This is a genomic window from Micromonospora sp. SD12 (assembly GCF_052068495.1).
Classification (GTDB): Bacteria; Actinomycetota; Actinomycetes; order Mycobacteriales; family Micromonosporaceae; genus Micromonospora; species Micromonospora echinofusca.
This window is the reverse complement of record NZ_JBQHDF010000002.1, coordinates 167492-180595: the sequence shown is the minus strand read 5'-3', so window position 1 is coordinate 180595 and position 13104 is coordinate 167492. Positions and strand designations below refer to the sequence as shown.

The following is a 13104-nucleotide window of genomic DNA, read 5'->3' as shown; positions in this document are numbered from 1 at the left end:
TCTCTCCCGGCCGGTCCCTTCCGGGTGAACCGTCCGCGGGAACGCCGGGCCGGACAGCGCGGGCCGGGATTGACTGGGGACATGGACAGCGGGGCGTTGCGGGGGGCGTACGCGGAGGTGCTCGCGGAGGTCGAGGCGGGCGGGTTCGGGGTGCCGCCGGCCGGGCAGTTGAGCGCCGAGCAGATCGTCGCGCACCTCGCCGCCAACGACGAGTTGATGACCGAGGCGACCGAGGCGGTCCTCGCCGGTTCGCCGTTCGCGTACTACGACCTGGAGACCATCCACCGTCCCCAGGTGGACGCGCTGGTCGCCGAGTGCGGTGGGCTCGACGGGCTGGCCACCCTGCTGCGGGCCACGAGCCAGAAGCTTTGCGCCCTGACCGATCGGCTCGGCCCGGCGGCCCAGACCCCGGTGGAGACCCACCTGCGCGAGGGCTTCGACCTGGTCGTGGACGAGCCGCTGCCCTGGGCCCGCACGTTGGACCTGCACACCCGGGTGCACCTGCCGAAGCACCTGGCCCAGTTGCGCATGCTGCGCGCCGGCTGAGCCTCGTCAGTCGACGACCCGGACGTCCTTCCAGAAGGCGACTCGGTCGCGGACCTGCTCCGCCTCCGGCTTCGGCTCGGGGTAGTACCAGACCGCGTCGGCGCTGGTCCGGCCCTCGTGTTCGAGGGTGTAGTAGGACGCCGTGCCCTTCCACGGGCACACCGTGTGCGTGTCGGACTCGCGGACGAGGTCGTCGCGCAGGGCGGCACGCGGGAAGTAGTGGTTCCCCTCGACCAGCACGGTGTCGTCGCTCTCGGCCACGACCAGGTCGTTCCAGACGGCTCTCGGCATGGCTCCCACGCTATGCCGGTCGGCCGGCTGCGGCCAGTCGTCCGGTCATGTCGCGGACGCGCCTGGTCACGTCCCCCGCGATGGGCGCCGCGGCGCGTACAGTGATCGCATGTGTGCGGTCCGTGTGGATCATCATCCGGTCGACCACGAGGGCGCGGTGGCCCGGCTGCGACGGTCGTACGCGGCCGTGCCCGCGGGCGAACCGGTGCGCCTCGCCAAGCGCACCTCCAACCTGTTCCGCCCCCGGTCCGCCCCGCGCGCGCCGGGTCTGGACGTCACCGGGCTCACCGGCGTGCTCGCCGTCGACCCGGTCGCCCGCACGGCCGACGTGCAGGGCATGTGCACCTATGAGGACCTGGTCGACGCGACCCTGCCGCACGGGCTGATGCCGCTGGTGGTGCCGCAGTTGCGCACCATCACCCTCGGCGGGGCGGTGACCGGGCTCGGCATCGAGTCGACCTCGTTCCGCAACGGCCTGCCGCACGAGTCGGTGGTCGAGATGGACGTGCTGACCGGGGCGGGTGCGCTCGTCACCGCCCGTCCGGAGGGGGAGCACGCCGACCTCTTCGCGGCGTTCCCCAACTCGCTGGGCAGCCTCGGCTACGCCACCCGGCTGCGCATCGAGCTTCAGCCGGTACGCCGCTTCGTGGCCCTGCGCAACGTCCGCTTCACCCGGCTGGAGGCTCTGGCCGACGCGCTCGCCGAGGTCACCGCGACCCGGTCCTGGGGCGGGGAGGCGGTGGACGTGATGGACGGGGTGATGTTCAGCCCCGGCGAGGCGTACCTCGTGCTCGGCACCTTCACCGACGACGTGCCGGCGGCGAGCGACTACACGGGACAGGACATCTACTACCGGTCGCTGCGCCGGCGCACCCGCGACGCACTGACCACGTACGACTATCTCTGGCGCTGGGACACCGACTGGTTCTGGTGTTCGGCGGCGTTCGGAGTGCAGCACCCGGTCCTCCGGCGGGTCTGGCCGGCGCGGTGGCGACGCAGCGACGTCTACCACCGGCTGGTCCGGCTGGAGCACCGGCACGGCGTGGCCGCCCGGATCGACCGCCTGCGCGGTCAGCCGGCGCGCGAGCGGGTGGTGCAGGACGTGGAGATCCCGCTGGAGCGGACGGCGGAGTTCCTGCGCTGGTTCGCCGGCACGGTCGGGATGACCCCGGTCTGGCTGTGCCCGCTGCGGCTGCGCGAACCGGCCGGTCCCGGATCGGGTCGGGCCTGGCCGCTGTATCCGCTCCGGGCCGGTCAGAACTACGTGAACATCGGCTTCTGGGGCAGCGTGCCGATCAAGGAGGGCGCCGCCGACGGCGACGTCAACCGGGCGATCGAGCGCATGGTGTCGGAGCTGGGCGGCCACAAGTCGCTCTACTCCGACGCGTACTACGACCGGGATTCCTTCGACCGGCTCTACGGCGGCGCGACGTGGCGCGCGGTGAGGGACCGCTACGACCCGGACCACCGGCTCACCGGACTGTACGAGAAGGCGGTAGCACGAGCATGAGCCTGACCGATCGAGACCAGGGGGCGGCGAGCGCTCCCGCCAGCCCGCCGGCGGGGAGCCGGCGCCCGGGTCCGACCGTGGCGGACGTCGTCCGCGCGTTGACCACCGGGGCCCTCCCGGTGCGGGTCACCGGGTACGACGGCAGCGCGGTGGGCCCGGCCGACGCCGGGATCACCCTGTCGATCCGTTCCGAACGGGGCCTGACGTACCTGCTCACCGCGCCGGGCGACCTGGGCATGGCCCGGGCGTACGTCGGCGGCGACCTGGCGTTGCAGGGGGTGCACCCGGGCGACCCGTACGAGGCGTTGCGGGTGCTCAAGGACGAGCTGCGGCTGCGTACGCCGTCGCTGGCCGAGGGGCTGGCCCTGGTGCGCGGGCTGGGCTGGGAGCGGCTGATGCCGCCGCCGCCTCCGCCGCAGGAGGCGCAGCCGCGCTGGAAGCGCCTGATGAACGGGCTGCGGCACTCCCGGTTGCGGGACAGCACCGCGATCTCCCACCACTACGACGTCTCGAACGCCTTCTACGAGAAGGTGCTCGGCCCGTCGATGACGTACACCTGCGCGGTCTTCCGCTCGCCCGACGACACGCTGGAGCAGGCGCAGGCGGCCAAGTACGACCTGGTGGCCCAGAAGCTGGCGCTCAGGGCGGGGATGCGGCTGCTCGACGTGGGCTGCGGTTGGGGCGGCATGGTCCGGCACGCGGCCCGCGAGTACGGGGTGAAGGCGCTCGGGGTGACCCTGTCCCGGGCGCAGGCCGAGTGGGCGCGGGCGGCGATCGAGCGGGAGGGGCTGACCGGCCTGGCCGAGGTGCGCCACCTCGACTACCGGGACGCGCCGCGCGAGCAGTTCGACGCGGTCTCCTCGATCGGCCTGACCGAGCACATCGGGGTACGCAACTACCCAACCTACTTCGGTGCCCTGCGGGACCGGCTGCGGCCCGACGGCCGCCTGCTCAACCACTGCATCACCCGGGCCGACAACCGCGCGCCGCACCGCTCGGGCGCGTTCATCGACCGCTACGTCTTCCCGGACGGGGAGTTGGCCGGCCCGGGGCGCCTGGTCGGCGAGATCCACGACGTCGGGCTGGAGGTGCAGCACGAGGAGAACCTGCGGCTGCACTACGCGCTGACCCTGGCCGCCTGGTGCCGCAACCTCGTGGCGCACTGGGACTTCTGCGTCTCCGAGGTGGGGGCGGGCACGGCCCGGGTCTGGGGTCTCTACATGGCCGGCTCCCGGCTGGCCTTCGAGCGCAACGGCATCCAGCTGCACCAGGTGCTGGCCACCCGCAACGGCCCGGAGGGGGCGAGCGGCTATCCGCTGCGCCCCGACTGGCTGCCCTGATCCGCGTCCGACAGCCGCGCCGCCCGTCGGCGCGGCTGTCGTCGAACCAATTGACAAACAGATTTTGTACGTACAAACTGATTTTGCTATGAGAGACGTCCTGTACCTGGAACAGATCGAGCAGGCCGAGGTCCTGCTCAAGCCGCACCGCGTCGAGGTGCTGCGGCACCTGGCCGAACCGCGCACCTGCACCGAGGTCGCCACCCGGCTGGAGCAGACGCCGCAGCGCGTCTACTACCACGTCAAGCAGCTCGTCGCCGCCGGGCTCGTCGAGCTCGTCGACGAGCGCAAGGTCCGGGGCATCACCGAGGGCATCTACCAGGCCGCCGCCCGGTCCTACTGGCTGTCGCCCCGGCTGGTCGGCCGGATCGGCCTGCGCCGCGCCCGCGACGAGCTGAGCCTCGGCCACCTGCTGGACCTGATGGAGGAGGTCCAGGAGGACATCGCCGGGCTGGACCGCGCCGCCCCCGAGCTCCCCTCGATCGGGGTCGCCGGCGAGATCCGGGTGCCGGCGGAGCTGCGCCAGCAGTTCCTGCACGACCTGCAGAGCACTCTGCGGGACCTGTTCACGCGCTACGGGGGCGCCGAGGGCGACGCCTTCAAACTCGCCGTGGCCTGCTATCCGAAGGGGAAAGACCGTGACTGAACCGATGAGGCTGCCCGTCCGGCTCGCCGCGCCCGCCGAGGCCGTCCGCCGCGCCCTGACCGACCCGGCCGAGCTGCGCGTCTGGCTCGCCGAGCACGCCGAGGTCGAGCTGCCGCGACGGTACGAGTTCTGGGGCCGGCACACCCCGGAGGGCGACGCGCCGCACCAGCGGCTGCTGCACGTCGACGACGACACGCTGCGCTTCGCCTGGCTGCTCGACGGGGTCGAGACCACCACCGAGTTCGCCCTGCGCCCGGAGGGCCCCGACACCACCGTGCTGACCCTGACCCAGAGCCACTTCGACTTCGCCGAGGCGATGAGCGGCAGCACCATCCGCGGCGTGCTCCAGACGTTCTGGAGCCTGTCGATCGCCAACCTGGCCGCCCACCTGGAGGGTCAGCCGCTGCTGCCGAAGGTCGACTTCACCTCCGCCGAGATGCGCGGCGAGCTGCTGATCGACGCGCCGGTGGCGAAGGTGTTCGAGTCGCTGACCGACTCCGAGCAGGCCAGCGCCTGGTTCGGCTACCCGATCGGCATCGAGCCGTGGGTCGGCGGGCGCTACGCCATGGGCGGCTTCGAGTCCGGCTACGCGGCCAAGGTCGTCGACCTGGAGCCCGACCGGAAGCTGTCGGTGGACTGGGGGCCGACGGGTGTCAGCACCTGGGAGCTGGCCGAGTCGCAGGGCAAGACGAAGCTGACCTTCGTGCAGTCCGGCTTCGACGAGCAGAACCCGCCGTACGGGGCCTGGGCCGGGTCGGTCTCGGGGCTGTTCGAGCTGCGCCGCTTCCACGAGATGAAGGACTGGCAGCCCATCTGGCTCCCGGCGGAGGTGCCGGGCCTGGAACCCGAGTCCGCGAAGGCGACGAGCTGACGTACGCCCCCGGGGCGCGCCGTGCGACCGAAGGTGCCTGGCCTGTGGCGCGGGCCGGGCACCTTCGGCGCCGTCAGGCGATGGCGGCGATGTCGCCGTCGTCGAAGTAGATGGCCTGGTGCAGTCGCCCGCCCAGGGCCGCCGCGTAGCGGGCCACCACGTCCTGGCCCGAGATCCTGCCTTGCTCGATCTGGGAGACGCGGCCCTTGGTGACGCCCATCCGTTCGGCGATCTGCTGTTGGGTGAACCCTCTGGCGCGGCGGATCTCGGCCAGGCGATGCCCGACGACCTCGGCGAGGAGTTCCTCCTTGCCCCCGGCGCGGCGCACGTACTCCGCCCGGACGTCCTTCCAGCGCACGTGGCTGCTCACCGTCGTCCCCCCTCCTGCTGTGCCCGTTCCTTCAGGTGGATCTCATAGCGTTGCTCGGCCAGTGGAATGGCCTGTCGGTACCAGCTGTCCCACTGTCCCGCCTTGTCGCCGGCGACGAGCGGGATGCTGGAACGCCAGGGGTCGAAGACGAAGAGGATACGGACCGAGCCTGGCCGCAGCTCCTTGAGGTTCGCGATCGCCGACCCCGTTATGGTGTCGACGAGCGGCCGGCCGAGTCCCGGCCCTGCCTCGGCCAGGGCGTCGATGGCGTGGACGACCCGCGCAAGGGTCGGGGGATCGAGGTCGTCTATCCACTCGCGAACCTCGTCGACCACGAAGATGTCCCACTCCTCCTGCTCCACGAGCCGAGTATAGTTAATGCTATACCCTGGTCGCGGGCATGCTTCCCTTCGCGGAAAGCGGAGAATTCACAGGTGATAGTCGGGCCTCCGGTGGGTAGTGAAGGGCGATGTTCTTCATCTTCGGCCTTCGTACCAAGGTCAGCCAGTCCGGCGTGGTGCAGCAGGTCTGCCGCAACTGCCGCAACCACGCCGCGCAGGTGATCACGCGCCGGTCGACGAAGTTCAGCCTGTTCTTCGTGCCGATCATCCCGATCCGCACCCGCTACGTGCAGCAGTGCACCTTCTGCGGCGTCCAGTACGACATCTCCCGCGCCGAGGCCGAGCGCCTCCCCGTCGGCTGAACACCACCGATGGCCCGTTTCCTCTGCTGGCTGATCGGCCGGCAGCCCGCCGTGCCCGCGCCGGCCCCGGTGCACACCGTCTCCCGGCCGCCGTGCACTCCCGGACGTCGCCGCCGTCGCCGCGACCGCCGACCGCTGGCCGGCACCGCCCTGCCCCGTTCGCCCTGGAACCGCTCCGCCGGGCGCTGACCGGTCCGTGATCCGTCAGCTCTCGGCAGGCTGGTCGGGTCGTGCCAGGATGTGGCGGTGTCGTACCCCCCTCCTGCGTCGTACCCGCACATGCCCGGCCCCGTGACGCCCATGGTGTACCCCCACCCGATCGCGCCCCCGCCGGGCTACGCGGTGCTCGTCGTCTCGGTGAACCGTGGCCCCTACATCGTGCCCGCACCGACCACGAGCAAGTTCAAGATCGACGGCCAGTCGGTGCCGATCCCCGGTGAGGGCACCTGGCACGTGGTGATCCCCGCCGGGCCGCACGACGTCCGGTACACCGACTTCCTGGGCCTGCCGCTGATCACCACCGCACTGGTCGCCCAGCCCGGCGTGGCGTACCACCTGTCGTTCCGCTTCGGTGGCTGGCGCAACCGCGCCTACGACGGGTACGGCACCGACGTGACGAAGTTCGGGCTCTGGTCGAACTACAGCATCGCGCTGCTCACGCTCGGCGTCTTCGGGCTGCTCTGCTGCGGTGTCCTGGGGCCGTTCACCACCATGCTCTGAGCCGATTCCGTCCCGGTCGGCCCCTGCGGCGGGTGCCACCGGCCGGGGCGGCGCCGGGCACGGGCGGCGGGAACCGCCTATCGTGGCGGATCGTGACGAGCACCGAGGAACGACTGGCCGCGATCCGCGGCGGCGTGCCACCGAGGCGGCACAACGCCCGCACCATCGCCGCCCTGACCGGCAACCCGGGCTGCACCCGGCGGGCCGTACTGGACGGCGCCGGGGTGGACAAGCCCAGACTGGCCGAGCGGATCGGGTTCCCGGCCCGCTTCGGGCAGTCCCGGTTCGCCATCACCCGGGGCAACGCGTTCGAGGCGCAGGTCAAGGCCGACGGCGGGGCCGAGCTGCTGCGGCTGGTCGCCGAGCGGCTGGGCGTACCGGTGCCGGCGGCGGCGAGTTGGACGGACCTCGGCGACGGCGTCGAGGTCGACACGGCCGCCCGGCACCGACGCTCCGCCGCGCTGCTGACCGACGCCACCCCGGGCGGGCCCGACGACACCGCCGCGCTGTTCGACCACCCGCTGCTCGGCCTGGACGTCGCCGGCCGCCGGGTGCACCTGGAGCCGGACCTGGTCGCCGCCCGGCTCGCCGGCCGGTTCCACGTCGTCGAGATCAAGTCGTTCCCGGTGGTCGACGGCCAGGCCGACCCGGCCAAGGTGTCCGCCGCCGCCATCCAGGCCGCCGTCTACGTGCTGGCCCTGCGCGAGCTGCTCGCCGCCGCCGGCCACGACCCGGAGCTGGTGTCGCACGACGCGGTGCTGGTCTGCCCGCGCGACTTCGCCAACCAGCCGGTGGCCAGCCTGGTCGACGTGCGCAAGCAACTGCTGGTGCTGCGTCGCCAGCTCGACCGGATGGCCCGGCTGGACGCGCTGCTGGCCGCCGTGCCCGGGGACTTCACCGCCGACGTGACGGCCGAGCCCGCGGCGCTGCTCGCCGCGCTGTCGGGGGTGACGGCCCGCTACGCGCCCGACTGCCTGGCGGCCTGCGAGCTGGCGTACTTCTGCCGCGACGAGGCGCGCGGGCACACCGGGGCGCTGGGCCGGCCGGTCCGCGAGGCGCTCGGCGGCATCGCCGAGGTCGACGAGGTGCTGGCGCTGGCCGCCGGCGAGCGCACCCCGGAGCCCGGGCAGGAGGAGGCCGCCGCGCTGCTGCGGGCCGCCGCCCGGCTGCGCGCCGACGCCCTCACCGGGACCCCCGCATGAGTACGCCCCACGCGCCCCGACCGACCACGCCGAGCGCCGCGCCCGCCGGACGGGGTGGGCACGCGTGAGTACGCTGCGCGCGTTCGCCCGGGCCCAGGCGCTGGCCGCCGGCGTGGCCCAGCCGGTCGCCACCGTCCGGCACCTGCACCTGTCCGAGCGGCCGCTGGTGCTGGTGCCGCTGGCGATGGCCGGCGAGGCGAACGCGCCGCTGGCGGCGCTGGTGGGCGACGCGCCGGACGCGGCGCGGCTGCTGATCGTGCCGCAGCCCCGCAACCGCGACCAGCGGTTCGCGTTCGCCGCCGAGCTGGCCGCGATCGTGCTGCCCCACCTGGACGGGTTCCGGGGCGTCTCCGAGGCGGTGCCGGTCGACCGGGGCCGGGACGTGCGGTACCGCCACGTCGACGCCCCGCAGCTGCTGGTGCCCAACCCCGCCGGGATCACCTTCCTGCGGCTGCTCGGCCGCTCCACCCGGTTCCGCCGCCCCGACGGGGAGTATCCGGTGCACCCGTCGGTGCCGGTGCTCGGGCGCTGGCTCACCTTCTTCGCCGAGCGGGCCGAGCACCCGGGCTCGTCGGCACTGCTGGCGATGACCGACGCGCTGAGCCTGCATTGGGCCACCGGGCAGAGCGTGGTGGAGGACCTGCACCTGCCGGCGCTGCTCGGCTGGATCGACCCGCCCGCCGGGCTCACCGGCGCCGAGGCGGCGGCCCGGGCCGAGGACCCGGCGACCTGCCCGCCCGCCGGCCCGGCCACCGACCCCGACTTCGACAACACGCTCCTCGCCCCCGCCATCGCCGCGTACACCGCCGCCGAGGACGACCCGGTCGCGCGCGCCGGGGCGTACGCGGAGCTGCGGCGCCTGCTGCACGAGCAGCTCGCGCCCACCTGGGAGCTGATGTGGCGCGGCGTGGGGTTGCTGCGTGCCCTGCCGCCCGGCGCCCGGGTGCCCGGCCGGTGGGACGGCGACAAGGACGCCTTCACCGGCTACGCCGAGCACGTCGACGCCGGCGGCGCGCCGCAGCCCCGCCGGGACGGGGCGGTCACCGCCGCCCAGCGGCTGCACCGGCTCGAACGGGCCCTGACCTCGTACGCGGTGCAGCGCGCCTACGACGACCCGCTGGTGATGGCGGAGCACCGGCTGACCGGGGAGGCGTTCGTCGGCGAGGTGACCCTGGCGGACCCGAAGCGCGTGGACGACACCGGCAAGCGGCCGGTGCTGCGCCCCCGGATCCAGCTGGTCACCACCGAGCCGGTGCCGATGCCGACCGGCGCGGCGCTGTACTCGCCGGCCCGGCCGGCGCAGAAGGCCCGGGTGGTCTTCGTGACCCCGGCGCCGGACGGCAAGACCGAGGTGGTGCTGGAGCTCTCCGGCGGGATGGGGCGGGGGCTGACCGCGCCGCCGGGCAGCGTGCCCGAGGTGGGGGAGCGGCTCTGCTACACGACCCTGTCGGACGCGTTCATGCCGGCGGGGACGTTCCCGGCGCCGGAGGAGACACCGTGGACGCACGGCGGCCCGCCGGCCGCCGCCCCGGCAGGTGGCGTCGGCTCGGCCGGGCCGGTTCCGGACGACGATCCGACGGAAGAGTGGTCCTGAGGGGACGCGGATCGGACACAGGCTGGTTGGGTGTCATTTGTCCTCGGTGGAGGCTTTGCGAGTGAGGTCCCCCGGTCATGCATCGGGCTCGATAGCATGCGCTCTGTCCGGCCGGTTGATCCGGCCCGGATGACACCTAGAGACACGGGGGAACGCATTGTCATCTCGTCGCGCACGCCGGTGGGGCGCCGCCCTGCTGGGCGCAACCCTCGCGGCCGGTCTGCTGGGCGGCGGCTCCGCCTCGGCGATCGCCGCCGCCGATCCGGTTCCGGACGGCAGTTACCTCTTCAACGCCAAGATCACCTTCGGTGACGTCCACGCCTGCTCGGGCGCGCTCATCGACCCCAACTGGATGGTGACGGCGAAGTCCTGCTTCGCCGACGGGACCACCCCGGCCGTCGCCGGCGCGCCCACCCGGACGACCACCGCGCTCGTCGGCCGCACCGACCTCACGACCGCGTCCGGCGCTCAGCGCCGCGTCACCCATATCGTGCCCCACCCCGACCGCAACCTCGCCCTGGCACGGCTCTCCGCCCCGGCCACGGGCGTGCCCACGGTCGCGCTCGCCACCGCCGCGCCGACCGCCGCCGAGACTCTGCGGGTCACCGGCTACGGCCGTACCGCCACCGAGTGGGTGCCGGACCGGCTGCACCAGGGCTCCTTCACCGTCCAGGACGTGACCGGCGGGTCCGTCGGGCTGGTCGGGGCGTCGGCCGGCGCCACTCTCTGCAAGGGCGACGCAGGCGGCCCGGCGTTCCGCGACGTCGCGGGCACCGTCGAGCTGGTCGCCATCGCCGCCACGTCCTGGCAGAAGGGCTGCCTGGGCTCGACCGAGACCCGCGACGGCGCGACCGCCACCCGCGTCGACGACCTCGGACCCTGGGTCCGCGAGCAGCTCGCCGACGTGCAGATCTTCGGCGTCCTCGCCAGCGGGCAGCTCACCTACGGCGTCATCGACTCCGCCACCGGCGACCTGCGGGCCAACCGGCAGTCGACGGCCACCCTCGGCTTCACGCCCAAGGCGATGGCGACGCTGAACGAGAACACGATCCTGATCAACGACACCGGCGGCACCGTGTACCGGGTGGACGTCACCGGGTACGACCCGCTGACCTTCACCAAGACGAGCATCGCCAGCGGCTGGTCGCCGTACGACCGGATGGTCTACGACGGCTACGGCTCCCTCTACTACATCAACGGGAGCACCAACCAGCTCTACCGGCGCACCATCACCAGCGCCAAGCCGACCGGCGCGGACCTCACCCGGACGGTGGCGGTCTCCTCCGGCTTCGCTCAGAAGACCATCACCTCGCCGGCCCCCGGGCGGATCCTCGGCACGGTCTCCGACGGGCGGCTGCTCTCCTACCGCGTCTACGGCGACGGGCCGGGCGGCTGGGCGGTCAACGCGCTGGCCACCACGGGCTGGGCGGGCCCGACGCACCTCGTCTCGCCCGGCGGCGGCCTCTACTACGCCCGCAGCTCCACCGGCCGGCTGGACCGCTACCGCGACGCCAACCCCGTCGACGGCAGCGGCACCGACATCCAGAGCTTCCCCACCGACCCGGTCAGCACGTCCGGCTGGAACCAGACGCTGCTCTCCGCTCGGCCCTGGACCGGGCTCGTCTCGGTCTTCGGCACCAGCCCCGACGGGCGCCTGTCGTACACCGCGCTCGACCCGGTGACCGGGGCGAAGAAGGTCAGCACCGTCTCGGCGCAGACCCTCGGCTTCACCCCGAGGGCGATGGCCGCTCTCAACTCGGACACCATCGTGATGACCGGCACCAACTCGCACCTCTACCGGGTGGACGTCACCAGCCACGAGCCGCTGGCCTTCACCGTGTCCGCGCCGATCGCCACCAGCGGGTGGAGCCACGACCGGCTGGTCTACGACGGCAACGGCGGCCTGTTCGGCACGGCCAGCGGCTTCCTGCGTCGCTACAAGGTGACCAAGGCCAAGCCGGGGCCGGGCGACTTCCCTGGCTGGACGGTCTACAACGGCGACGGCACCCAGGCCTCCGGGTTCAGCCTCCCCACGCTGGCCGCCACCGGCAAGAACCGGCTGGTCGCCACGGCCGGCACCATCCTGGTGGCGTACGACATCGACGCCAGCAACGTGTGGCACCGCGACGATCTGGTGACGACCGGCTGGGGCAACATGACCTCGCTCTTCTCCCCGGGCGGCGGCCACTACTACCGGCGCGCGGCCGACGGCGTGGTCACCGGTCACCTGGACAACAGCCCGTTCAACGGCAGCGGCACCGACGTGACCGCCTACGTGCCGACGGGCACCACCAGCAGCGGATGGGACCCGATCCTGTCGGCCGTGCCGTACGACTCGTGGCCGGACAGCACCCGGCGTTGGTGAGACGCTGACGATCTGACGCACCAACCGTGTGGGCCGCCCGGAGACCGGGCGGCCCACACGCGTTCGGGCGGCATGGGCCGAACGCCCGCCGCCCGCGTGACGCGGGTCGCAGAATCGGGCTTGACCCTCACGTAACGGCAGGCGGGAGCCTCGTTGGCGGAAGGGAGGGAAACCATGGCCTACACGGTGGGACAGGTGGCGAAGGCGGCCGGCGTGACCGTGCGGACGCTGCACCACTACGACGAGATCGGACTGCTCTCGCCAAGCGGACGCAGCGGCACGGGCTACCGGCGCTACGACGACGCCGACCTGGAGCGGTTGCAGCACATCCGCTACTACCGGGAGCTGGGGTTCCCGCTGGAGGAGATCGCCGCGATCCTCGACGACCCGGCGAGCGACCCGGCGGCGCACCTGCGCCGCCAGCACGAGCTGCTGTCCGTACGGATCAGGAAGCTCCAGGAGATGGTCGCGGCGATCGAGTTCGCGATGGAGGCGAGCAAGTTGAACATTCCACTCACCCCGCAGGAGCGGTTCGAGGTCTTCGGCGACTTCGACCCGGACGCGCACACCGAGGAGGTCGAGCAGCGCTGGGGCGACACCGACGCGTACCGCCAGTCGAACGAGCGGGTCTCCCGCTACACGAAGGACGACTGGCTGCGGAACAAGGCCGAGAACGAGGACTGGGCGCGGCGGTTCGTCGAGGTGATGTCCTCCGGGGCACCCGCGGACGGGCCGGCGGCGATGGACCTGGCCGAGGAGCACCGGCAGCTCATCAGCCGCTGGTTCTACGACTGCCCGTTCGAGCTGCACACCTGTCTGGCCGACATGTACGTGTCGGACGAGCGGTTCACCGCGTACTTCGAGACGATCAGGCCGGGGATGGCCGCGTACCTGGGTGAGGCCATCCACGCCAACGCGATCACCCGCGCCTGAGGCGCGGCCGTCC

14 protein-coding genes are annotated in these 13104 nt (G+C 72.8%); 11 read left to right on the top strand and 3 right to left on the bottom strand.

Annotated elements, in window-relative coordinates; all coding sequences use genetic code 11:
• The first annotated feature begins 81 nt into the window (after window positions 1–81).
• Window positions 82–546, top strand: coding sequence for a hypothetical protein (locus tag ACTMS2_RS04620; protein ID WP_363898450.1), 465 nt, complete (start codon window positions 82–84; stop codon window positions 544–546).
• A 6-nt stretch (window positions 547–552) separates the two neighbouring features.
• Here the strand turns inward: ACTMS2_RS04620 and ACTMS2_RS04615 are convergent, their stop codons facing one another.
• Entirely contained in the window at window positions 553–837 is a 285-nt protein-coding gene (locus tag ACTMS2_RS04615; protein ID WP_363624043.1) for a DUF427 domain-containing protein, read from the bottom strand.
• 109 nt (window positions 838–946) lie between these two features.
• Here ACTMS2_RS04615 and ACTMS2_RS04610 point away from each other — a divergent pair, with 109 nt between their 5' ends.
• From ACTMS2_RS04610 to ACTMS2_RS04595, 4 genes are all read left to right on the top strand, one after another.
• Entirely contained in the window at window positions 947–2347 is a 1401-nt protein-coding gene (locus ACTMS2_RS04610; RefSeq protein ID WP_441174265.1) for an FAD-binding oxidoreductase, read from the top strand.
• Window positions 2344–3687 (top strand): class I SAM-dependent methyltransferase, encoded by a 1344-nt coding sequence (locus ACTMS2_RS04605; protein WP_441174264.1) that lies wholly within the window; start codon window positions 2344–2346, stop codon window positions 3685–3687. The genes ACTMS2_RS04610 and ACTMS2_RS04605 overlap by 4 nt, the downstream gene beginning before the upstream one ends.
• Window positions 3688–3775: 88 nt before the next feature.
• Window positions 3776–4333: a helix-turn-helix domain-containing protein gene (locus tag ACTMS2_RS04600; protein WP_441174263.1), complete on the top strand. Its 558-nt coding sequence runs from the start codon at window positions 3776–3778 to the stop codon at window positions 4331–4333.
• Complete coding sequence (locus tag ACTMS2_RS04595) at window positions 4326–5204, top strand: SRPBCC family protein (RefSeq protein WP_441174262.1); 879 nt, start codon at window positions 4326–4328, stop codon at window positions 5202–5204. Before ACTMS2_RS04600 ends, ACTMS2_RS04595 begins: the two co-directional genes overlap by 8 nt.
• Window positions 5205–5277: 73 nt before the next feature.
• Here ACTMS2_RS04595 and ACTMS2_RS04590 read toward each other — a convergent pair whose 3' ends face one another.
• Both ACTMS2_RS04590 and ACTMS2_RS04585 read right to left on the bottom strand, forming a co-directional pair.
• Window positions 5278–5574: a helix-turn-helix domain-containing protein gene (locus tag ACTMS2_RS04590; protein ID WP_441174261.1), complete on the bottom strand. Its 297-nt coding sequence runs from the start codon at window positions 5572–5574 to the stop codon at window positions 5278–5280.
• On the bottom strand, window positions 5571–5936 hold the full coding sequence (locus ACTMS2_RS04585; RefSeq protein ID WP_441174260.1) for a type II toxin-antitoxin system RelE/ParE family toxin: 366 nt from the start codon (window positions 5934–5936) through the stop codon (window positions 5571–5573). The genes ACTMS2_RS04590 and ACTMS2_RS04585 overlap by 4 nt, the downstream gene beginning before the upstream one ends.
• A 107-nt stretch (window positions 5937–6043) precedes the next feature.
• Here ACTMS2_RS04585 and ACTMS2_RS04580 point away from each other — a divergent pair, with 107 nt between their 5' ends.
• The 6 genes from ACTMS2_RS04580 (at window position 6044) to ACTMS2_RS04555 (ending at window position 13091) form a co-directional block, all read left to right on the top strand.
• Window positions 6044–6277: a zinc-ribbon domain-containing protein gene (locus tag ACTMS2_RS04580; RefSeq protein WP_089001858.1), complete on the top strand. Its 234-nt coding sequence runs from the start codon at window positions 6044–6046 to the stop codon at window positions 6275–6277.
• A gap of 300 nt (window positions 6278–6577) precedes the next feature.
• Window positions 6578–6997: a hypothetical protein gene (locus tag ACTMS2_RS04575; RefSeq protein WP_441174259.1), complete on the top strand. Its 420-nt coding sequence runs from the start codon at window positions 6578–6580 to the stop codon at window positions 6995–6997.
• Window positions 6998–7089: 92 nt separating this feature from the next.
• Window positions 7090–8199, top strand: coding sequence for a hypothetical protein (locus ACTMS2_RS04570; protein WP_441174258.1), 1110 nt, complete (start codon window positions 7090–7092; stop codon window positions 8197–8199).
• A gap of 64 nt (window positions 8200–8263) precedes the next feature.
• The gene (locus ACTMS2_RS04565) at window positions 8264–9793 is read left to right on the top strand and encodes a hypothetical protein (protein ID WP_441174257.1); all 1530 of its coding nucleotides are present in this window, start codon (window positions 8264–8266) and stop codon (window positions 9791–9793) included.
• Window positions 9794–9950: 157 nt separating this feature from the next.
• Window positions 9951–12158 (top strand): trypsin-like serine protease, encoded by a 2208-nt coding sequence (locus tag ACTMS2_RS04560; RefSeq protein ID WP_441174256.1) that lies wholly within the window; start codon window positions 9951–9953, stop codon window positions 12156–12158.
• 174 nt (window positions 12159–12332) lie between these two features.
• Window positions 12333–13091 carry a MerR family transcriptional regulator gene (locus tag ACTMS2_RS04555; RefSeq protein ID WP_441174255.1) on the top strand — a complete coding sequence of 253 codons (759 nt, stop codon included), beginning with the start codon at window positions 12333–12335 and terminating at the stop codon, window positions 13089–13091.
• Window positions 13092–13104: the final 13 nt, after the last annotated feature.